The sequence below is a fragment of the Pseudomonas sp. SDO5532_S415 genome (genome assembly GCF_054071155.1).
The window spans coordinates 1-20,809 of sequence record NZ_JBSVWS010000107.1 but is presented as its reverse complement, the minus strand read 5'-3'; the positions used below and the strand labels follow the sequence as shown (position 1 = coordinate 20,809).

At 63.2% G+C, this 20,809-nt stretch carries 18 protein-coding genes; 5 read left to right on the top strand and 13 right to left on the bottom strand.

Annotated elements, in window-relative coordinates; all coding sequences use genetic code 11:
- Positions 1-82: 82 nt before the first annotated feature.
- Genes ACW9HW_RS20640 through ACW9HW_RS20630 form a run of 3 tightly spaced genes read left to right on the top strand, consistent with a single transcriptional unit; the run spans position 83 to position 3,438 of the window.
- Positions 83-1,279 carry an amidohydrolase family protein gene (locus ACW9HW_RS20640; RefSeq protein WP_457401556.1) on the top strand — a complete coding sequence of 399 codons (1,197 nt, stop codon included), beginning with the start codon at positions 83-85 and terminating at the stop codon, positions 1,277-1,279.
- Entirely contained in the window at positions 1,276-2,763 is a 1,488-nt protein-coding gene (locus tag ACW9HW_RS20635; RefSeq protein ID WP_457401555.1) for an amidohydrolase family protein, read from the top strand. The genes ACW9HW_RS20640 and ACW9HW_RS20635 overlap by 4 nt, the downstream gene beginning before the upstream one ends.
- 12 nt (positions 2,764-2,775) lie before the next feature.
- Positions 2,776-3,438 (top strand): flavin reductase family protein, encoded by a 663-nt coding sequence (locus ACW9HW_RS20630; protein ID WP_095194891.1) that lies wholly within the window; start codon positions 2,776-2,778, stop codon positions 3,436-3,438.
- 121 nt (positions 3,439-3,559) lie between these two features.
- Here ACW9HW_RS20630 and ACW9HW_RS20625 read toward each other — a convergent pair whose 3' ends face one another.
- The 5 genes from ACW9HW_RS20625 to ACW9HW_RS20605 all read right to left on the bottom strand — a co-directional run bounded on the left by ACW9HW_RS20625 (position 3,560) and on the right by ACW9HW_RS20605 (position 10,419).
- Positions 3,560-6,658, bottom strand: a complete 3,099-nt coding sequence (locus ACW9HW_RS20625; RefSeq protein ID WP_457401553.1) for an error-prone DNA polymerase — start codon at positions 6,656-6,658, stop codon at positions 3,560-3,562.
- On the bottom strand, positions 6,634-8,049 hold the full coding sequence (locus tag ACW9HW_RS20620; protein WP_457401551.1) for a Y-family DNA polymerase: 1,416 nt from the start codon (positions 8,047-8,049) through the stop codon (positions 6,634-6,636). The genes ACW9HW_RS20625 and ACW9HW_RS20620 overlap by 25 nt, the downstream gene beginning before the upstream one ends.
- Before the next feature lie 7 nt (positions 8,050-8,056).
- Positions 8,057-8,674 carry a translesion DNA synthesis-associated protein ImuA gene (gene imuA / locus ACW9HW_RS20615; protein ID WP_095195353.1) on the bottom strand — a complete coding sequence of 206 codons (618 nt, stop codon included), beginning with the start codon at positions 8,672-8,674 and terminating at the stop codon, positions 8,057-8,059.
- The gene (lexA, locus tag ACW9HW_RS20610; RefSeq protein WP_095195352.1) at positions 8,674-9,291 is read right to left on the bottom strand and encodes a transcriptional repressor LexA; all 618 of its coding nucleotides are present in this window, start codon (positions 9,289-9,291) and stop codon (positions 8,674-8,676) included. The genes imuA and lexA overlap by 1 nt, the downstream gene beginning before the upstream one ends.
- A gap of 183 nt (positions 9,292-9,474) precedes the next feature.
- Complete coding sequence (locus ACW9HW_RS20605; protein WP_095195351.1) at positions 9,475-10,419, bottom strand: LysR family transcriptional regulator; 945 nt, start codon at positions 10,417-10,419, stop codon at positions 9,475-9,477.
- Positions 10,420-10,522: 103 nt separating this feature from the next.
- Between ACW9HW_RS20605 and ACW9HW_RS20600 the strand changes: the two genes are divergently transcribed.
- Both ACW9HW_RS20600 and ACW9HW_RS20595 read left to right on the top strand, forming a co-directional pair.
- Positions 10,523-12,265: an amidohydrolase gene (locus ACW9HW_RS20600; RefSeq protein ID WP_457401549.1), complete on the top strand. Its 1,743-nt coding sequence runs from the start codon at positions 10,523-10,525 to the stop codon at positions 12,263-12,265.
- Positions 12,266-12,384: 119 nt separating this feature from the next.
- On the top strand, positions 12,385-13,122 hold the full coding sequence (locus tag ACW9HW_RS20595) for a TorF family putative porin (RefSeq protein WP_095195349.1): 738 nt from the start codon (positions 12,385-12,387) through the stop codon (positions 13,120-13,122).
- A 104-nt stretch (positions 13,123-13,226) separates the two neighbouring features.
- Here the strand turns inward: ACW9HW_RS20595 and ACW9HW_RS20590 are convergent, their stop codons facing one another.
- The 8 genes from ACW9HW_RS20590 to ACW9HW_RS20555 all read right to left on the bottom strand — a co-directional run bounded on the left by ACW9HW_RS20590 (position 13,227) and on the right by ACW9HW_RS20555 (position 20,651).
- The gene (locus ACW9HW_RS20590) at positions 13,227-13,520 is read right to left on the bottom strand and encodes a DUF971 domain-containing protein (RefSeq protein WP_457401547.1); all 294 of its coding nucleotides are present in this window, start codon (positions 13,518-13,520) and stop codon (positions 13,227-13,229) included.
- A complete protein-coding gene (locus ACW9HW_RS20585) occupies positions 13,517-14,479 on the bottom strand; it encodes a HEAT repeat domain-containing protein (RefSeq protein ID WP_095195347.1) in 963 nt (320 codons plus the stop codon). The genes ACW9HW_RS20590 and ACW9HW_RS20585 overlap by 4 nt, the downstream gene beginning before the upstream one ends.
- The gene (locus ACW9HW_RS20580; RefSeq protein WP_457401545.1) at positions 14,476-15,324 is read right to left on the bottom strand and encodes an ABC transporter ATP-binding protein; all 849 of its coding nucleotides are present in this window, start codon (positions 15,322-15,324) and stop codon (positions 14,476-14,478) included. The genes ACW9HW_RS20585 and ACW9HW_RS20580 overlap by 4 nt, the downstream gene beginning before the upstream one ends.
- On the bottom strand, positions 15,324-16,106 hold the full coding sequence (locus ACW9HW_RS20575) for an ABC transporter permease (RefSeq protein ID WP_457401544.1): 783 nt from the start codon (positions 16,104-16,106) through the stop codon (positions 15,324-15,326). The genes ACW9HW_RS20580 and ACW9HW_RS20575 overlap by 1 nt, the downstream gene beginning before the upstream one ends.
- 136 nt (positions 16,107-16,242) lie before the next feature.
- Entirely contained in the window at positions 16,243-17,667 is a 1,425-nt protein-coding gene (locus ACW9HW_RS20570) for an ABC transporter substrate-binding protein (protein ID WP_457401543.1), read from the bottom strand.
- 217 nt (positions 17,668-17,884) lie between these two features.
- Positions 17,885-18,130, bottom strand: a complete 246-nt coding sequence (locus ACW9HW_RS20565) for a 4Fe-4S dicluster domain-containing protein (protein ID WP_008060065.1) — start codon at positions 18,128-18,130, stop codon at positions 17,885-17,887.
- Between the two features lie 26 nt (positions 18,131-18,156).
- Positions 18,157-19,902: a fumarate reductase/succinate dehydrogenase flavoprotein subunit gene (locus ACW9HW_RS20560; protein WP_457401541.1), complete on the bottom strand. Its 1,746-nt coding sequence runs from the start codon at positions 19,900-19,902 to the stop codon at positions 18,157-18,159.
- Positions 19,899-20,651, bottom strand: a complete 753-nt coding sequence (locus ACW9HW_RS20555; protein WP_457401539.1) for a GntR family transcriptional regulator — start codon at positions 20,649-20,651, stop codon at positions 19,899-19,901. The genes ACW9HW_RS20560 and ACW9HW_RS20555 overlap by 4 nt, the downstream gene beginning before the upstream one ends.
- Positions 20,652-20,809: the final 158 nt, after the last annotated feature.

Here is a 20,809-nt window from a genome sequence, read left to right as displayed (position 1 = left end):
CACATTTGAAATGCATTCCCCTGTGGGAGCGAGCCTGCTCGCGAAGAGGCCCTCCCACACAACACCGAATTTGAGGTACGCAATGACTCCCCCCCGCTGGCTACGCAACGTGCGCCCCTACGGCGCCGCCGCCGAAGACCTGCTGATCGAAAACGGCCGCTTCACCCAGCGTCGCCCGGCCTCGACCAGCGAACTGCTCGCCACCGACATCGACGGCCAGAACCAATTGCTCACCGCAGCCCTGGTGGAAAGCCACGTGCACCTGGACAAAACCCTCTGGGGCCAGCCCTGGCGTCCGAACAGTGCCGGTCCGAACCTCAAGGACTACATCGCCAACGAGCGTCGTGTACTGCGCGAAGTCGAAGCCCCCATTGCACTGCGGGCCGGTGCCCTGCTGGAGAACTGCATCGCCCGTGGTTCGCTGACCCTGCGTTGCCACGTCGACATTGACCCGGAATTCGGCCTGCGCCATGTCGAGGCCATGCAGCAACTGCGTGAAAAATACCGCGACTTGATCGACCTGCAACTGGTGGTCTTCCCGCAAACCGGCCTGATCAGTCGCCCCGGCACCGCCGAGCTGATGTGCGAAGCCATGGCATTGGGCGTGGAGAACGTCGGCGGCCTCGACCCCTGCGGCATCGACAACGACCCCATCGCGCAGCTGGACTTCGTGTTCAATCTCGCCAGTGAATTCGACCGTGGCGTCGACATTCACCTGCACGACAAGGGCGAGTTGGGCCTGTGGCAGATCAAACTGATCGCCGACTACACCGAGCGCTTCGGGCTTCAGGACCGGGTGATGATCAGCCATGCCTACTGCCTCGGCATGTTGCCGTGGAGCCAGGTCAAACCGGTGGCCGGACGCCTGGCGGCATTGGGGATTTCGTTGATGAGTTCGGCACCGGCCGATTGTGCGGTACCCCCATTCCTCGCCCTGCGCGAAACAGGGGTGAATGTGTGCCTGGGCTCGGACGGTATTCGCGACGCCTGGTCGCCCATGGGCAACGGCGACATGCTGGAGCGGGCGATGTTGCTGGCGTTTCGTTTCGATCTGAACAAGGACGAGGAACTGGCGGCGGCGTTCGACGCAGCGACTGTGAATGGTGCCCGGGCCCTGGGTTGCGAAGGTTATGGCGTAGCGATCGGTCGGCCTGCGGACTTTCTGCTGATGCCGGTACAGACCCTGGGTGAAGCCGTGGTGTCGCGACCCCTGCGTCAGGTTTATCGCGGCGGGCAGTTGATCGCTTCGGGTGGCCGTTTGCTGGACAGCCGTTTGTGAAGCGCATCGGCCTCAAAAGCAGCTGCGTGGTCGGCTTCGACGGCACCAAACACGTGCTCTGGCGCAACGGCGAGGTGGTGTTCGAAGGCGCGCACATTGTGTTTGTCGGCCGCGATTACCCGGGACCGGTGGATCAGTGGATCGACTACGGCAACGCGTTGATCGGCCCCGGTTTCATTGACCTCGATGCTTTGGGCGATCTCGATTCCACGGTGTTGACCCTGGACAACGGCGACGAGCGCGACATGGGCCGGATGTGGTCCGCCGAATACCTGGCGCGTGGCCCCCGGGAGAGCTACAGCCCGGACGAAGAAGTCTTCAAGTACCGCTACGCCTTCACGCAGCTGATCCGCAACGGCATCACAACGGCCATGCCGATTACCTCGATGTATTACCGCGAATGGGCGGAAACCTATGACGAGTTTGCAGCAGTGGCCGGTGTAGCCGCCGAGCTGGGGCTGCGCACTTACCTCGGCCCATGCTACATGAGTGGCATGAGTTACTGGCAGGCCGACGGCATGCTGGCACATCACTGGGACGAAGCCCGGGGTTTGGCCGGACTCGACGCGGCGCAACGGTTTTTCAGGGATTTCGACGGCACGAATGACGGCCTGATCCGCGGTGCGCTGCTGCCGGACCGCATCCAGACCTGCACACCGGCGCTGTTACTGCGCACCGCGGCGCTGAGCCGGGAACTCAATGCGCCGATGCGTCTGCATTGCTGCCAGGGCCTTGGCGAAGTGGCGATGGTCGAGCAATTGCGCGGTGCGTCACCGTTGGGCTGGTTGCAGCAACTTGACCTGCTGACCCCGCGCAGCCTGCTGCCCCACGGCATTTACACCCGTGGCGATGATGACCTGCAAAGGGTGGTGGATGGCGGCGCCAGCCTGGTGCATTGCCCGATGGTGTTCGCCCGGGACGGCGAGGCATTGGACTCGTTCGGTCGCTATCGGGCCAAGGGCATCAACTTCGCCCTGGGCACCGACACCTGGCCGGCGGATTTGCTGGACAACATGCGCCAGGGCTTGAACATCGCGCGACTGATGGAGGGCGGCAACACGCTGACCAGCACCCTCGATCTGTACAACGCCGCCACCCTCGGCGGTGCCAGGGCCCTGGGCCGCGATGACCTTGGGCGACTGGCGCCGGGAGCAAAGGCCGACATCACCGTGTTCAACCTGCGTGGCCTGCACCTGGGGCCGCTGTTCGACCCCTTGAAAAACCTGATGCTGGCCGGGCGCGGTGACGATTGCATCGCCAGTTGGATCGACGGCCGCTGTGTGATGCAGGACGGTCAGGTCAACGGAGTCGACTACCCCGCCCTGCAGCGCCAGGCCCAACGACAATTCGAAAAACTGATGCGCAGTCACAGCGACCGGGCCTTCGGCCAACCGGACTGGAAAACCCTGTTCCAACCGGCCATTCCCTTCGCCGACGACTACAGCGCACAGGCGCCGCTGAGTGCCATTGATCCACTTCCTTAGAGAATGCCGCCCATGCAAAGCTTCGATTTCAGCACCCTGAGTGCGCGGGACAAATACAAGATTCTGATCGGCAGCGTGGTGCCACGACCTATTGCCCTGGTCACCACTGTCGACGGCGAAGGCCGCGTCAATGCCGCGCCGTTCAGCTTCTTTAATGCGCTCTCGGCCGATCCGCCGATCCTCGCGTTGGGCGTGGAGAACTACGGTGATCAGAGCCCCAAGGACACCACGCGCAACATCCAGCTCAACCAGGAATTCACCGTCAACATCGTCAGCGATGCCCTGGTGGAAGCCATGAATGTCTGCGCCGTGCCCTTCGCCCCCGGTTTCGACGAGCTGACCGCCGCCGGCCTCACCGCCATTCCCGGCACCACGGTCAAATGCCCGCGCATCGGCGAAGCCCCGGTGGCACTGGAATGCCGGCGAATGATGGCGCTGTCCATCGGCCAGTCGCGGGAGATCATCTTTGGCGAAGTGCTGATGGCCCATGTGCGGGACGAACTGATCGACCCGAAAACCTTGTACATCGATCAACTGGGGCTCGATGCGATTGGGCGCATGGGTGGCCATGGCTATGCGCGTACCCGGGATTATTTCGATTTGCCGACCCGGTCGTTGCAGGCGTGGACGGATGCACCGGGGGGTGGGGAGCGGTTTTGGCCGGTGGGTAAATAGTCCGCGGTTGCACAATACCTGTGGGAGCGAGCCTGCTCGCGAAGGCGGTCTGTCAGTTGACATCAATGCTGAATGTGCCGGCCCCTTCGCGAGCAGGCTCGCTCCCACACTGATTGCGGGATCAATGAAAATCCCGGCTGCGCACGGTGATGCCGTCCAGCAGTGGGCTCAAATCACTCAAGCGCCCGGCAATCAGATGCCGCACCTCGCCCTCCCTTTCCCAACGCCCATCAACCTTGAGCAACTGCGAGCCGACCAGCACCTTGCGTTGCCGCTCGGCCAGGTCGCGCCAGACCACCACGTTGACGTTGCCGAATTCGTCTTCCAGAGTGACGAAGGTCACGCCACTGGCGGTGGCCGGCCGTTGCCGACCGGTAACCAGCCCGGCGATGCTCACCGGCCGGCCATGTTCGACGTCCAGCAGTTCCTTCGAGCTGCGGCAACGCCGGGCTTTCAATTCACCGCGCAGCAAGGCCAGCGGATGCGGCCCGAGGGTGGTGCCGAGACTGTTGTAATCGGCCTGCAAGTCCTCGCCGACCGTGGGTTTTGGCAGCGCCACCGTCCCCTCCTCCTGACTGGGCAAACCGGCGAACAGACCGAGCTGTTTCTGCACCCCCGCCACTTCCCAGCGCGCCCGATGGCGATCACCGGCCAGACCGCGCAACGCACCGGCATCGGCCAGTTGCTCCTGGGCGCGGGCATCGAGTCGCGCCCGCTCGCCAAGGTCGGCGATGTCGGCAAAGGCGCCCCTGGACCGCGCCGCTTCGATACGCCGGGCATCGTCCTCGCGAAAACCCTTGATCATCCGCAAGCCCATGCGAATTGCCGGTTGTGCGCCGGCAATCGGTTCCAGGCTGCAATCCCAGTCGCTGGCCCGCACGTCCACCGGGCGGATCTGCAAATGATGGCGCCGTGCGTCCTGCAGGATCTGGTCCGGGCTGTAGAAGCCCATGGGCCAACTGTTGATCAGCGCACAGGCGAAGGCGGCCGGTTCGTGGCATTTCAACCAGCAACTGGCGTAGGTCAGCAAGGCAAAACTGGCGGCGTGGGATTCGGGAAAACCGTAACTGCCGAACCCCTTGATCTGTTCGAAGATCTGCGCGGCGAATTCGGCGGTGTAGCCGTTTTTCTTCATGCCGGCGGCCAGCCGATCCTTGTGCGGTTCGAGCCCGCCATGACGTTTCCAGGCAGCCATGGAACGGCGCAACTGATCGGCTTCGCCGGGGCTGTAGTCGGCGGCGACGATGGCGATCTGCATCACCTGCTCCTGGAACAGGGGGACGCCCAGGGTGCGTTCCAGCACCACTTTGAGTTCCGGCGACGGATACACCTCGGGTTCTTCCTTGTTTCGCCGGCGCAGGTACGGGTGGACCATGCCACCCTGAATCGGTCCCGGCCGCACGATCGCGACCTCGATCACCAGGTCGTAGAAATTCACCGGTTTGAGCCTGGGCAGCATCGACATCTGCGCGCGGGATTCGATCTGGAACACGCCGATGGTGTCGGCGCGGCCGATCATTTCGTAAGTGGCCGCGTCTTCAGACGGGATCGTCGCCAGGCTCAGGTCCAGGTGACGATGCCTGCGCAACAGGTCGAGGCAGCGACGGATGGCGCTGAGCATGCCCAAGGCGAGGATATCGACCTTGAGCAGGCCGACCGCATCGAGATCGTCCTTGTCCCACTGAATGATGGTGCGCTCGGCCATGGCCGCGTTTTCCACCGGCACCAGGCTGTCCAGGGGTTGCTCGGAAATCACGAAGCCACCGGGGTGCTGGGACAGGTGCCGGGGGAAACCGATCAATTGCCCCGTGAGGCTGAGCACCCGGCGCAGCACCGGGCTTTCAGGGTCGAATCCGCCCTCGAGCAAACGCGCCACGGGCGGGGTTTCGTCGCTCCAGTGACCGCAACAATCGGCCAACGCATTGATCTGGTCCGGCGGCAGGCCCAGCGCCTTGGCCACGTCGCGCACTGCGCCGGCCGCATGATAGGTGCTGACCACGGCGGTCAGCGCAGCCCGGGCCCGGCCATAACGCTGAAACACGTACTGCAAGACCTCCTCGCGCCGTTCGTGTTCGAAATCGACGTCGATGTCCGGCGGCTCGTTGCGCTCTTTGGAGAGAAAGCGCTCGAACAGCAGCGTGGTGCGATCCGGATCGATTTCAGTGATGCCCAGGGCAAAACACACCGCCGAGTTGGCCGCAGAGCCGCGTCCCTGGCAAAGAATCTGTTGTTCACGGGCGAAGCGGACGATGTCGTGGACCGTCAGGAAGTAGCTTTCGTAGCCCAGTTCGGCGATCAGCTCCAGTTCCTTGTCGATCTGCTTGAGCACCTTGTCTTGCGGACCTTTCGGCCAGCGCCAGGCAGTGCCCTGTTCGGTCAAATGACGCAGCCAGGAGGTGGCCGAGTGCCCGTCAGGCACCAGCTCCCGGGGATACTGATAACGCAACTGGCCGAGGTCGAACGTGCAGCGCCGGGCAATGACCTGCGTTTCTTCGAGCAAGGCCGGCGGATAGAGTTCGCGCAGGATGTCGAGACTGCGCAGATGCCGTTCGCCGTTGGGGTGCAGGCGCAACCCGGCATCGGCTACCGGCAGGTGATGACGGATCGCAGTCATGGTGTCCTGCAAGGCACGGCGCCCTCGGGCGTGCATGTGCACATCGCCGCTCGCCACGGCGGGAATCCGCAGTTCCCTGGCCAGGGTCAGCAAATCGCTCAAGCGTCGGGGGTCGTCCTGACCGCGATGCAACTGCACCGCCAGCCACAGGCCCTCGGCAAAAACCTGTTTCAGCCAGCGGCCCTGCTCGAAGTCATCCACCGCGTCCGGCACCCACAACGCCAGCAGCCCCGGCAGTGGCTCGCTGAAGTCATCCCGCAGGATTTGGTACTGGCCTTTCTGCGTACGGCGGCGGGCGCGGGTGATCAGTCGGCACAGGGTCTGGTAACCCTTGAGGTTCTCCACCAGCAGCACCAGTTTCGGGCCGTTGTCGATGCGGATCTCGCTGCCGATGATCAACGGCAGTTCAACGGACTTCGCCGCTTGCCAGGCGCGGACGATACCGGCCAGGGTGCATTCATCGGTGATCGCCAGCGCCTGGTAGCCCTGCTTTTTTGCCCGTTGAAACAGTTCAAGGGCACTGGAGGCACCGCGCTGGAAACTGAAGTTCGACAGGCAGTGCAGTTCGGCATACCCGGCGCTCATGCGAACCACCCTTGCAGCCACAGCGGCCCGTCCTCGCCGACCGGCCGATACGCCCAGCCTTGCTGGCCGGCACGGGTTTCGATCAGGTAATAATCGCGACGCACGTCGTCGCCGTCCCACCAACCGGACTCGATGCGCTCCGGTCCCATGAGGATGCGCGTGGAGCCTTCGTGCACCGCCAGCGGTTCAGTGAGCAGCCAACCGGGTCGTTTCACGGTCGGGAATCGCGCGCCGGGCTGACTGTCGGCACTGGCCTGCCACGCGCACTCTGGACGGTGATCGGCCTGAAAGCGCAGGCCGTGCACGGCATCATCCCCCAGCCGTGCACGCAGGCGTTCGCGCAGTTGCTCCCAAGGCAAGGACTGCTGCGGGCGGTCGTCGAACAGTTCCTGAAACTGCGGCACGAAGGTCGGCAGGTCTTCGGCGCACAGGCGAAACCCACGCACCGGCGCTTCGACCTGAACCTGCTCCAGCCGCCCCCGGGCCAGTTCGAAGAGCATCGCCGGGTCGCGCTCGGCACTGAGCAGGCCGACCTTGATCAGGGTGTCCGGCAGCCCCGCATGTTCCAGGTGCAGGTCGAAACGCTGCACACCGCTATCCCGTCCACACAGGAACGCCGACAGATCGCCGGTCAGGCGGCGTAACGGAAACAGCAGGGCCTGATGGGATTGCACATCGAAGTTGAGCTCGATGCGCACATCGAAGCGATCCGGCGGCAGATAGAACGCCAGCGCCAGCCGCCGCAACCCGAGCAAGGTGTCCAGATGCTTGAGCACCTGGGCCTCGAAACGCCGGGCCAGGCTCTGCCGAGGCAACGCCTGCACCTGACTCAAGGTGCGCAAGCCCATGCGCGATAACGCCGTGGCCACGCGGGTCTCCAGGCCGATGCGGTCGACGGGTAATTGCCCCAGATGGTGCTGCAAGGCTTGCTCGTCAGGCACCACCAGGCCGTCATAAGCGTTGGCCAGCATCCGCGCCGCCACCGGGTTGGGTGCCGCGACAATGCGGTGACGAAAGCCCAGTTCGCCGAGTTCCCTGCGCAAGCGCGCCTCGAATTGTGGCCAGGCACCGAACAGGCCCAGGCTGGATTCTATTTCAAACACCAGCGCCCGCGGGTAATGCACGCTGACCTGCGAACTGAACCGATAGGCCCAGGCGGCCAGAAACTGCTGCCAGTGCTCGATGTCGGCAACATCGTACTCGGCCGTGGCGAAGCTCTTGCTCAAGGCCTGGGCAGCGCTCATGGACTGGCCGGGACGCAGGCCAAGGGCTCGCGCGGGGCCGTTGACCGCTTGCAGCACCCGGCGCTGGGCCGGGCCAGTCAGCAGCGCCAGCGGCTCATCGGGATCGGCGCGCTGACGCAGTACCGCGTCCAGCGCCAATTGCGGGAACAAAATGCAGACCCAACGCATGGCAACCTCAATGCCCCACGGGGAAGGCAATCGGCGCCGAACGGGCCAGACCGCCCCGGCACTTGAGCACGCGCAATTGCGCAGGCCTGGCATCGATGGCGATGCGCAGGGCCGCTGGCGAGGGGTTGACCGCTTCGTTGAGCGAGCGATAGGCGAAGGCCAGGGTCTGGCCGGTTTCCGCCGCCACCTGCAAACGGCGCAAGGCGCGATCGTCGGCCTTGTGCGGCCAGCACAGCACCGCGCCGCAACTGCCCGAACGCAGGCATTGTTCCGCCGCCCACAACGCGTCGCGCTCGCTGGCCTGGATGATCGACAATTGACGCAGATCGACCCCGGCGTTCTGCCAGGCCTGGGGGTACGGCACGTAAGGCGGTGCCACCAGCACGATCCGCTCGCCCATCGCCGACAGCCGCGCCAGCGCCGGCCACACCAGTTGCAACTCGCCCACGCCCTGCCCGGCCAGAAGGATCTCGGTCAATGCCGCTTCCGGCCAGCCACCCGTGGGCAGCGCCGCATCCAGCGCGGCATGGCCGGTGGGTTGCGGGCTGGCGGCCGGCGGCGCAGGCCGGCCCTTCCAGACCTGGCCACCATTGAACAGCGTATCCAGCGCAACGACGGCACTCATCAGCCTTGCCTCACCAGGCCGCAGAACACACCTTCGATGGCCAGGTCCCGGTCGGCCTCGACGATGATCGGCTCATAGGCCGGGTTGCGCGGCAACAGGCGAACCCGGTCGCCGACCCGTTCAAAGCGCTTGATGGTGACTTCGCCGTCGAGCCGCGCCACGACGATCTGGCCGTTGAGCGCCTCGGGGTTGCGGTGCACACCCACCAGGTCACCGTCGAGAATGCCGTCCTCGATCATCGAGTCGCCGCGAACCCGCAGCATGTAGTCCGGCGTGCGGGAGAACATCGCCGGGTCGAGCAGCAATCGGCTATGGACTTCGGCATCGGCCCCGATCGGCGCACCCGCCGCCACCCGACCGAGTACCGGGATGTCCAGCAGCTCGGGGCGCGGGGGTTGCCCGAGCAATCGAATGCCCCGGGCCTGGTGCGGGTTGACTTCGATAAACCCGGCTTCGGTGAGCGCCAGCACATGCTTGCGCGCCACGCTGCGGGAGGCAAAACCGAACGCCTCGCTGATCTCGGCGAGGCTCGGGGACTGACCGTGCTCGGCGATGCGCTCGCGAATAAAGGTCAGGATGGCGGTACGGCGGGGAGTTAATGTCGTCATGGAGTACATTTGTACTCTTTTGCGATTTTTCTTACAAGCACCGTTGATGCTGTTTGTAGGAACTGCGGGGATAGCAGAATCCGCGAGCAACCTAAATCCCTGTGGGAGCGAGCTTGCTCGCGATAGCGGACTGACATTCAACGAAAATGTTGACTGTGATGGCCTCATCGCGGGCAAGCCCGCTCCCACAGGTCACGCGCCTGTAGGCAAACCCGTGGCCAAACCCAAACCGCGGGACGCCAGAAACCCTGCGATGTAATCGATAAACGCCAGCACCTTGGCCGTGGCCCGTCGATGGCTGGGGTACACCGCCAGGATGTAAGGGCCGAAGGTGTCCGGATCGATGTCGTAGTCAGCCATCACCCGCACCAGTCGCCCGTCGGCCAGATACGGCGCGGCACTCCACAACGGTGTGTGCAGCAAGCCGCGCCCGGCCAGGGCATTGGCCAGCAACAAGTCGTAATTGTCGCTGCGCAAGCGTGGCGACCGGGGCTGCGGCAAACTCAGGCGCTGGCCGTCGCGCTCGGCCCACCAGAACTCGCGGCTGAGCAACGGATGGCGGTACAGCAACCACTCATGCTCATCGAGAGTCTGCGGGGTGACCGGCAGCCCCTTGCGCGCCAGGTACTCGGGGCTGCCACACAGCGCCAGGCGATTGCTGCCGACCACACGGGCGATCAGCCCCGGCAAGTCGTCATGGCCTTCGCGCAAAGCCAGGTCGTAGCCGCTGTCCAGCAGATTGACGAAGTCATCGCACAGGTCCACTTGCAGGTTGATCTGCGGGTATAGCTCAAGAAAGCCGCCACACACCTGATCGAGAAACGCCTGACCATAGGCCAGCGGCGCGGTGATTTTCAGGCTGCCGCGCAGGCCGTGTTGCAACTGCTCGATTTCCTCGCCGGCCTCGTCCAGCCGCTGCAAGACCTGACGCGCGGTGTCCAGATAGAGCCGCCCCGCTTCCGTCAGCGAAATCCGCCGGGTACTGCGCTCGAACAGGCGCGTACCCAGTTCCGCCTCCAGATGATTGACCGCTTTGGTCAGGGCCGACGGAGTTTTCCCCAATTGCTCGGCAGCGCGACTGAAACTGCCCAGTTGCGCCGTGACCACAAACATTTTCAGCGCACCCAACTTGTCCATATTTTTTCCATTCAGGCAAAAACGTTTTTCATGAGCGAGGCGTTCTGCCGGGCGCAGCAAGCCACTAATCTGGCCATCAGACGCAATAACAAGGAAACATTCAATGAAAAGATTCATCCCGAATCTGTTGATGGCCGCTGTGAGTTTTGCCTCACTGGAAGCCATGGCGGCCACTGATCTGGTGCTGTTCAACGGCAAGATCTTCACCGCAGACCGCAGCCAGCCCAAGGTTCAGGCCCTGGCGGTACAGGACGGCAAAGTGCTGCAAGTCGGCAGCGATGCACAGATCAAGGCGTTGATCGAGGCCGGAACCCGAGTCATCGACCTGGGCGGCAAGACCCTCATGCCCGGCCTGATCGACAGCCACTCCCACGCCATTTTCGGTGGCCTGGAAAGGGTCTCGGCGAACATGGAAGACGAGGTGGTCGACCTCGATGAGCTGGAAAAACGCCTGCGCGCCTGGCGTGACGACGGCAAGGCGAAGCACGGCGATGTACTCAGCGTGGCCGGCATGAGTTCGGCCTACTGGGCGCAGTCCGAAGCCTTGGGCAAGACATTCAACAGCGGCGAATGGGCCAGTGTGCCCGTCGTCTTTACCGGCAGCGACCACCACACGGCTTGGGCCAACGACGTGATGCTCAAGCGCGCCGGTGTCGACGCCGCGCTGATCAAGTCTTTGCCGGCGGCTGAAGACGGCACCATTGGCAAGCTGAAGGACGGCAATCCCAACGGGTTTCTGGTGGACGCCGGCTGGGACCGGGTTGCCTCGAAAATGCCGGCGCCGAGCGCCGCCGACATGCTCAAGGCGGCGCAAACCGCGGTGAGCTACAACAACAGCCTCGGCATCACCGCGTGGATGGACCCCGCCGCCAACGCCGCGCCGGGCCAGCCGGTGTTCGCCCTCAAGCCCACGGAGAAAACCGTCGGCGTGCTGCCGGTGTACAAGGCGCTGTCGCAAAGCGGTGGCATGACCGCCCACGTCGCCGCACTGCTGGTGGCCAATTCGAAAAGCGTACCGGCCGATCTCGATACGCTCGACAAAGTCCGACAGCAGTTTCAGGACGTCCCCAACCTGACCTTGCCGGGCGTCAAGATCTTCGCCGACGGCGTGATCGAATACCCGGCGCAGAGCGCAGCGATGATCGACCCTTACAGCAACTCGCACAAACAGGGCGAACTGTTGATCGATCCGAAGCGTTTCGGCGAACTGGTCAGCGCCATCGATCAACGGGGCTGGCGGGTGCACATTCATGCCATCGGCGACCGTGCGGTGCGCGAGTCATTGAATGGTATCGAACAGGCGCGCAAGGACCGCCAGAGCGGCGTAGCCCACTCCATCACCCACCTGCAGATGGTCAACCCGAAAGAGTTCGCCCGGTTCAAGCCGCTCGACGTCATCGCCTCGATGCAACTGCTCTGGGCCAGCGCCGACGACTACACCACGGACATGATCAAGCCTTACGTCAGCGCCCTGGCCTTCCGTTACCAGTACCCGGCGCACTCGCTGCTCAAGCAGGGCGCGACCATCGCCGGGGCCAGCGACTGGCCGGTGTCCTCGCCCAACCCGTGGAATGCCATGGCCCAGGCCATCACCCGTGACGGTCCGCTGGGGGTACTCAATGCCGATGAGCGTCTTGACCGCGAAACCATGTTCTACGCCTACACCCTCAATGCCGCCCGGACCATTGGCCTGGACCAACAGATCGGCTCATTGAGTGCCGGCAAACAAGCGGATTTCATCGTGCTCGACCGTGACGTGTTCAGCGTCGACAACAAGGCCCTGCACGATACTCAAGTGCTGCAGACCTGGTTCGCCGGTCGCCAGGTCTACGCCGCTACCCTCTAAGAAAAATCAACTCACCCGCCGCCATGCCTCGCGTTTCGACACGAGGCCCGGCGCAGCTTTGCCTGCCGTACACCCACAACAGCCCTGCCCATAACAATCACAATAACGGGAAACACCCCATGAAAGCTTCCACCCTGCTCGCCCTCGGTGCCTTGAGTTTGCTGCCCTTGAGCAGCCAGGCCGTCCCCTTGAACGATGACTTCGCCCTGCTGCTGGACGTGACCCTGGCCAGCGACTATCGCACCCGCGGCATCTCCCAGACCCAGAACGACCCGGCCCTGCAAGGTGCCATGACCCTCGCCCATACCAGCGGCCTGTACCTGGGCGCCTGGAGTTCCAACGTCGACTATGGCGGCGGCCTGAAAACCCGCCAGGAAATCGACTACTACGCCGGTTGGCTGTGGCAGGCCACCGACGCGGTCAGCCTGGATGTCGGCTACCTCAAATACACTTACCCCAGGGAGAGCCAGTTCAACCAGAGTGAGGCCTACGGCATTCTCAGCGTCCATGGCGTAAAACTCGCGGCCTACTACTCCGCTGATGCACCGGGCATCGACAGCAAGCAGAATTCGCTCTACAGCTATGTCGGTTACGAGACCGAATTGCCCTATGACCTTGGCTTGAAACTGCGCTACGGCATGATGGACTTCAAGGACCCGCACCTGTACACGCGTTCGGGCAAGGCCGAGGATTCGTACCGCGAATGGGAGGTCAAGCTGACCCATGAACTGGCCGGTGTGATGCTGGGGCTGAGCTACATCGACACCGATCTGTCGAAGAGCCAGTGCACCAGCAACTGGGGGTTTGATGATGTGTGCAGCGCGACTGTGGTGGCGAGTGCCAGCAAGTCTTTCTGACCACCACTAACACTCTGTGGGAGCGAGCCTGCTCGCGAAAGCGGCAGCACATTCGACATTAATTTGCCTGATATACCGCCTTCGCGAGCAGGCTCGCTCCCACATTAGTTATGCGTCGTTTCGAGTCCAAGTCCCGCCAGATAATTCCACGGGTAGATCCCGCGGTCATGCCCGTCACTGAACACCAGCTGCAGGCCGTAGCCTTGGGCGTTCAACTCGATCACACCCACACGCTCATCGACCAGCGGTGTCATCCCCCGCAGCCGAAACGCCCGGCATTGCGAACATGGGCATTGCCGCCGCAGTTCGGCATGACTCAACAATTGCTCGCGGCCATCCGGCCAGTTCAACCGCAGCTGTTGCTTGCTGCGGGAATTGCCCACCGCCACCGGGTTCATTGCAGTTGACTCAGGGCAATGCGCACGGCCTTGCGCACTTCCGGGTCGCCGTCGTCCTGCGCGGCCTGCAGCGGTGCGATGGCGCCTTTATCGTTCAATTCACCGAGGGCCAGGGCGGCTTCCTTGCGCAGGTTGCTGATGCGGTGGCCGAGGGTTTCGATCAGCGGCTCGAGGGCCGGAGTAAAGCGCAGGCGACCCAGGCTGCGGGTGGCGCGCAGGCGAACTTGCCAGTAGTCGTCGCTCAGGGCGTCGATCAAGGCGGGACCGGCGTCGGCGTGGCCGACTTTACCCAGCGTCGTGGCGGCTTCCTCACGCACTTGCCAGGCCTGGTCCTGCAATGCCTGGCGCAACGCCGGCAGGACCTGAACATCAGAGGCCAGGCCCAATGCGCCGGTAGCGGCGCGGCGGACTTCGGTGTCCGGGTCATCACTGGCCAGGCGTGCCAGTGCGGGCAAGGCATCGAGCTGCTTGAGCCAGCCCAGCACACCGACCGCTTCACGCCGAACGTTGGCGTCCTCGTCGTTCAATGCCAACAACGCCGTCGGAGCCGCCTGGGTAAAGCGAAGTTCACGTAAAGCCCTGAACGCGGCAATGCGCACGCCGATGTCGGCATGCCCGGTCCACGGCAGAATCACCCTACCCGCCGCTTCGCTCTTGAGCAGGCTGAGGCTTTGCGCCGCGGCGGCCCGCACGGCGTCGTCAGGATCGGTCAGGGCCTGGCACAGCGCCTCGACCACGGGCAAGTCCTCCCAAGCCTCCAGCAACCGCGCAGCTTCGGCGCGGACGTCGGCGACCGGGTCTTCGGCCAATCGATTGACCAGCCACAGCAGGCCATCCGGCTCTTCCAGATCGGCCAGCTCGATCAGCGCGATACGGCGCACACCGGCGTCTTCATCGGTCAGGCGTGGTTGCAGGGCGAGAATGTCATCGTTATCGGTTACATCGAATAGTGAGGTCATAGGGCAAATCGCGGCAGTTGGTTTTCTGTGGGAAGTCCGAGAGGGTTCAGGCGTGGCAGCTGCCGACCGTCTTCATGACGCAGTAACTCGAGGCAATGACGCTTCAAGCGGGAAAATTCGTGGCTCGTCACCAGTTCGCTGGTGCGGGGCCGGGGGAAGTCCAGGCGCAGATCTTCGATGATCCGCCCGGGACGCGGGCTCATGACCAGCAGGCGATCGGCGAGGAACAAGGCTTCGTCGATGTCATGGGTGACGAACACCACGGTGGTGCGAATCCGCGTCCAGATGTCCAGCAACAGCTCCTGCATGTTCAGTCGGGTCAAGGCATCGAGGGCGCCGAACGGCTCGTCCATCAGCAACAAGCGTGGCCGATTGACCAGCACCCGGGCGATTTCCACCCGCTGCTGCATGCCGCCCGACAGTTGATTCGGCCAGCGCTCGGCAAAGCCCTCAAGACCGACCAGGGCGAGGATTTCATCGGCGGCCCGGTGCCGCTCGGCCTTGCCGATGCCGCGCATTTTCAGGCCGAAGGCGACGTTGTCGCGCACCGTGCGCCAGGGAAACAGTGTGTGTTGCTGGAACACCATGCCCCGTTGCGGTGACGGCCCCGACACTGGTGCACCATCGACCCTGAGGCTGCCGGTGCGCGGTTGCAGGTGGCCGGCCAGGGCGCCGAGCAAGGTGGACTTGCCGCAACCGGACGGCCCGAGAATGCACACGAACTGGCCCGGTTCGATCTGGCAGTCGAGGCCCTGCACGGCCTCGAAGGCCGCGCCGCCCTCGCCCAGGCTGATCGACAAGCCGCGAATATCGATACGCCCTTCAGGTGGTTGAAAAACGCTCATCAGGCTTTTCCTCGTGGTCGATGCCAGGGCGTGAACAGCCCGCCCAGGCGTTTGATCAACAGGCTGCTGCCCATGCCGAGCAAGCCGATCAGCAACATGCCGACGACGATGTCGGGGTAGTTCTGGATGGTGTAGGACTCCCAGGTGTAGTAGCCGATGCCGAACTGGCCGGAGATCATTTCCGCGGTGACCAGGCAGAACCAGGAGGTACCCATGCCGATGGCCAGGCCGGTAATGATGCTCGGCGCGGCGCCCGGCAAGATCACTTCCAGCAGCATCGCCCGGCGCCCTGCCCCGAGACTTTTTGCCGAAGCGATCAGCCGTGGATCGACGCCTTCGACGCCGTGCACGGTGTTGAGCAGAATCGGGAACAAGGCACCGGTGAAGGTGATGAACACCATCGACAGCTCCGACGACGGGAACATCAGGATCGCCAGCGGGATCCAGGCCACCGCCGGGATCGGGCGCAGCACTTCCAGCGGTGGCAGCAGCACATCCTCGGCCCATTTCGAGCGACCGATGGCCAGGCCCAGGCTGATGCCGATGACCAGCGCCGCGAGGTAGCCGGCAAATACCCGGCCGAGGCTGCTGCTCAGGTGCTGGGCGAGCTTGCCGGAGTCGCCGAGGCCGAGCGCCGCTTCAATCACCGCCAGCGGTGTCGGAACGTTGGCGAAGGTCACCAGGCCGAGGTTCCAGTGGTGGCTGGCGGCGAGTTGCCAGAACAGCAGGCAGAACAGCAGTGAGGAGGCTCGGGGGAGCCAGCGATTAAATGGTCGTTGCACAATAATTCCTCTCAACCCGCCCCCTGTGGGAGCGAGCCTGCTCGCGAAAGCGATGGATCAGTAGACATTGATGTTGAATGTCAGTCCGCATTCGCGAGCAGGCTCGCTCCCACAGAGGATTGTGGTGATTTCAGGGTTAGCGGACGGCCACGGCCTGGGTGGTGGCGTCGGTGAAGTCGAACACCTTGCCGCCCTGGGCCGATGCAAATTGCTGGGCCTGGCCTTTGAGCAGAAACGCGCTGAGCCGCCCTTTCGCGTCACTGGCAAACCACGCCTGATCCGCCAGCAACTTGATGCCGCTGTCGCTCGCCTGGGCATACACCGCGCGGATGTTCTTGCCTTCCTGCTTGAGGCTGGCCAGCGCGCTGAACGCCGCTTGCGCCGAGGCGTATTGACGGACTTTCGGCTCGCCGCGCACCCAGATTTCGGCCACGCGGCTGAAGTCGGTGATGGCCTTGCCGCTCGACGCATCCACCGCCTTGAGTGGCGTCTGCCGGTAATCCGCAAGCTGCGCGGTGTAGTCCAGATTCGAGGCCTTGAATGCGGCGCGGATGTACTGGTCGTCGATGAAGGTATTCAGATCGAGACCGCGATCGGCCTTCTTGAGCAATTTGAGGGTGTCGATGGCGGTGCCGACAGCCTCGCGGTATTCCGGCTTCCAGCTCAGGTCGCGGGTCTGCACACCCAGCGGGCCGTGAAACAGGTAATTGACCTCGGCATCAACCCCGGTGACCTTGGCGATCAGCTCGCTGTATTTCTCCGGCTCGGCGGCGAGCAGTTGGTTGGCTTCGATGCTGGCGCGCAGGTAGGCGACGACGATTTCCGGGTACTTTTTCGCGTAGCCCTGGTCGACCAGCGCACCATGGAACGTCGGCGCACCGGCCTGGGAACCGTCGTAGATCTTGCGGGCGAAACCACGGCTGGGGAACAGCTCGGCGAACGGCACGAAGTCGGCGTGGGCGTCGATCTTGCCGGCCTGCAACGCGGAACCGGCAACTTCCGGCGGCTGGGCGATGATGTTCACATCCTTGAGCGGATCCCAGCCCTGGGCCGCCACGGCCCGCAACAACATGCCATGGGCAGTGGAGGCGAACGGCACGGAAATGGTCTTGCCCTTGAGTTCTGCCAGCGACTGCACGCCCGACGCGCTGGGCACCACGATGCCGTTGCCGCTGCCCTTGGTACTGCCCGACAGCACGCTGATAAACAGGCTGTGTTTGCCCGCCGCTTCAAACGCCACGCCGTTGAACGAACCGGGGAAATCGGCCATGGCGCCAAAATCGAGTTTGCCGGCGACCATCTCGTTGGTCAGCGGCGCGCCACTGGTGAAGTTTTTCCAGACCACGTCGTACGTGGCGTCCTTGTATTGGCCGTCGTGGGGCAGGTATTTGTCCAGCAGGCCGAGTTCGCGAATCAACAGACCGCCGGCGGCGCAGTTGATCGTGGTGTCCTGGGTGCCGATGGCGATGCGGATGGTTTCGGCCGAAGCCGACAAGGTGAATGAAGCCAGTACCAGACCGGCGATCGTTGCACGCAACATGAGTGTTTCCCCTCGAATCATTTATAGGATGTTCGTCTCCGCCACGATCAGGGCGTGGTGGGAAACGAGGGGTGTTTTGAAGCAAGCGTCCGGGGGTGGCCGGATGGCGTTTTCAGTTGTCTGTACTCGATCCATTGTGGGAGCGAGCCTGCTCGCGAAAGCGTCCTGTCAGTCCACAGAGATGCCAGCTGTGCCGGCCTCTTCGCGAGCAGGCTCGCTCCCACATTTGGGCAGTGTTTCAACGCAACAGGTAAGGGATGTCTACTTTCACCGCCCCGGTCGGGCAGTCCTTTTCACAGGGCATGCAGTACCAGCACTCATCGAAGGCCATGTAGGCCTTTTGCGTGGCCGGATTGATCGCCAACAAGTCCATCGGGCAAACGTCGACGCACACGGTGCAGCCTTTGTGGGCGATGCAAAGGTCCTCGTCGACCGTGACCGGTGCGTTGGAGCGAAAGAAGATTTCCTGGGGTTGATAGGCCATGTTCGGTCTCTCTTTTATGGACGGCATCAAGCCGCATCGGCACCGACCCGCAACCGGTCGTAAGCCTGCATTTCATCGGCGTCCAGCGGGATGATGTAGGGCTCGACGGCTTTCTTGAAACTGGTCATCAGACCGTTGTCACCCTTCTTCAGGTGGCAATGGCAGAACCAGTCACTGTCGTTGCGTTGTGGGTGGTCGACCCGGTAGTGGTAAAGCCCCCAACGGCTTTCGGCGCGAAACAATGAAGCGCGGGCTGCCATTTCGGCGCAGTCGCGGATCATGCTGACTTCCATGGCGCGCATCAGTTCGTGGGCGTTGTGGGCCTTGATCTGGTCGAGGTCGCGCTGGATGTCGCTGAAGCGTTGCAGGCCGATCTGCATCTTCTTGGTCACCTTCGGCGGTTGCAGGTAATCGTTGACGAAACGCCGCAACTTGTACTCGACCTGGGCCGGCGGCAGGCCGTGTTCGCGGTCCAGCGGTGCGTAGACCCGTTGCCTTTCGGCTTCGATCTGCGCGGCATCCAGCGAGGAAAACTCGCGCTCGGCGACGAAATCCGCCGCATTGGTGCCGGCAAACCAGCCGTAGGTGAACGCGCCGAGCATGTAATTGTGCGGCACTGCCGCCATATCACCCGCCGAATACAGCCCCTTGACCGACGTCTCGGCCTTCTCGTTGACCCACACCCCCGACGCCGAATGCCCGCTGCAAAAACCGATCTCGGAGATGTGCATCTCCACCATCTGCGTGCGGTAGTCGGTGCCGCGATTGGCGTGGAACTGGCCGCGACTCGGACGCTCGTTGCTGTGAAGGATCTCCTCGATGTTCTGGATGGTTTCCTCGGCCAGGTGATCAAGCTTGAGAAACACCGGGCCGTTGCCGCTTTCCAGTTCCTGATGGAATTCCCACATCATCTGGCCGCTCCAGTAGTCGCACTCGATGAAGCGCTCGCCCTTGTTGTTGGCGGTGTAGCCGCCCAAGGGGCCGGTGACGTAGGCGCAGGCCGGGCCGTTGTAATCCTTGATCAGCGGGTTGATCTGGAAGCATTCCAGGTTCGCCAGCTCAGCCCCGGCGTGATAGGCCATGGCGTAGCCGTCGCCGGCATTGGTCGGGTTTTCGTAAGTGCCCATCAGGTAACCCGAGGAAGGCAGGCCCAGACGCCCGGCGGCACCGCAGGCGAGGATCACCGCCTTGGCCTTGATCACGTGGAAGTCGGCGGTGCGGCAATCGAAGCCCATCACGCCGTTTACGGCGCCCTCTTCGTCCTTGAGCAAACGGGTGCAGACCAGGCGATTGGTGATGCTCACCCGCGCCCGCTTCAACTGGCGGTACAGGACTTTCTTGATGTCGTGCCCTTCCGGCATCGGCAGCACGTAAGCGCCCATGTGATGGACTTTCTTCACCGCATAATCGCCGGTCTCGTCCTTCTCGAACTTCACGCCCCAACGATCCAGCTGTTCGATGGTTTCGAAACTGTGGGTGGCATAGGCGTACACCGCAGCCTGATTGACGATGCCGTCGTTGGCGATGGTGATTTCCTTGGTGTACTGCTCCGGCGTCGAATGGCCCGGAATGATCGCGTTGTTCAGGCCGTCCATGCCCATGCTGATCGCGCCGCTGCGCTTGACGTTGGCCTTGTCGATCAACAGCACCCGTAGATCACGGTTGCGTTCCTTGGCCTTGATCGCCGCCATGGGGCCGGCGGTGCCGCCGCCGATCACGACGATGTCGTATTCCTGTTCGAGCGTGGTTCTGGTTCCAGAGCTATGGGTCATGCCTGCGCCCCTTTTTGCCGGTCGATCCGCAGGCGGTACTGGAAGGCATCGCCACGGTAGTAAAGGTGTTCGAAGTCCAGCGGCCGCCCAGCGGCATCGTGGGTCAGACGCTCGATGCGCATGATCGGCGAGCAGGCTTCGACGTTCAGCGCCTGGGTCAGGTCGCTGTCGGCCAGCACCGCATCGATGGCCAGATCGGCGTGACCGAGGGCCAGGCCACAGTCGTTCTCGAGGATCAGGAAGATATCGCGGGTCACCAGGTCTGCTTTCTCCAGGCGCTCGCCGATGGACTTGGGCAGGTAGGTGATTTCCAGGGAGATCGGCTCGCGGTTGATCAGCCGCACCCGCTTGATCTGCGTCACGACCTCGCCTTCAGCGACCTGCAGACGCTCGGCGACCAGCTTGTCGGCGGCGATGAATTTGAAGCTGCGCAGGCGGTTGATCACCTCGTAGCCGCGACCGGTCATGGACTCGGCCAGGCCTTGCAGGGTGCTGACGTTCTGAAAAGTCTTGGGCTTGGCGACAAAGGTGCCCTTGCCGTGGATCTTGAAGATCAACCCTTCCTTTTGCAGATCGCCCAGGGCCTGGCGCACGGTGATGCGGCTGACCTTGAACAGCGCGCCAAGCTCGCTTTCAGAAGGCATCTGGCTGTCTTGGGGGTATTCGCCGTCGAGGATGCGGGCACGCAGCACGTCGCGAAGCTGGGTGTGTAGCGGCACGCTACTGAGGGAAAGAACGTTATCGGTCATCAGAGCATCACTTGTCATAACGAGTTATGACGTGATCTTAAAGTTCTAACAAAGGGCTTGGGAAATATTGTTTGGGTATAAGGTTAGATACGCAGCGTCCTCCCCTGTGGGAGCGAGCCTGCTCGCGAAAGTGTAAGAACAGTCAGCAATGATGTTGA